Consider the following 714-nt stretch of genomic DNA (forward strand, 5'->3'; position numbering starts at 1 on the left):
GCCGGCCGCGGCGAGGGCGCGGACCAGCCGCGGCAGGTCGCCGTCGAGGCTCGATACACCCTTGTCCGGCCAGATGCGCAGGCTGTCGAACACCGTGGTGATGCCGGAGGCGGCGATCTGCGCGTCGTGGGCCATGGCGGCGGCGAGCGGGTCCCAGCGCACCTTCGGCCGCGGCGAGAGATGGCCTTCCACATGGTCGGTGTGCAGTTCCACGAGACCGGGCAGGAGGAAATCGCCCTCCAGGTCCTGCGCGCCGGCGGGGACGGAGCCCGTGCCGACGGCGGCGATGCGCCCCTCCCGGACATGAACATGGCCGTGGACGATCTCGTCCGCGAGCACGAGGCGGGCATTGGCAAGCACCTGATCGGTCATGACGTCCCCTGGTCTGGCGCGCCGGCGGCCACGTCCACCGTGCGGTCGGCCACCGCTGCGCGCGTCTCGGCGTCGTGGAAGACGCCGAGGATGGCGCACCCGGCCTTCCGGCGCTCGTGGATGAGGTCCACCACCACGGATCGGTTCGCCGCGTCGAGCGAGGCGGTCGGCTCGTCGAGCAGCAGCAGCTTCTGGGCGCCGAGGAAGCCGCGGGCGACGTTCACCCGCTGCTGCTCGCCGCCCGAGAAGGTGGCGGGCGGCAGGCCCCACAGGTGCTCCGGCAAATTGAGCCGCGCCAGCATCGCCCCCGCCCGCGCCCGCGCCTCCTGCGCGCTGGCGCCG

1 protein-coding gene and 1 pseudogene are annotated in these 714 nt (G+C 73.8%); both read right to left on the minus strand.

Annotated features, from left to right (window positions below; translation table 11 throughout):
* Positions 1-372: pseudogene (locus tag AC2W7M_RS26805) on the minus strand (alpha-D-ribose 1-methylphosphonate 5-triphosphate diphosphatase); the annotation flags it as partial.
* The coding region (locus AC2W7M_RS26810; protein WP_486136254.1) for an ATP-binding cassette domain-containing protein at positions 369-714 on the minus strand (346 nt) is incomplete at its 5' end. The pseudogene AC2W7M_RS26805 and the gene AC2W7M_RS26810, both read right to left, overlap by 4 nt.

It is taken from the genome of Xanthobacter sp. BG11Y11_SDJG (assembly GCF_057364445.1).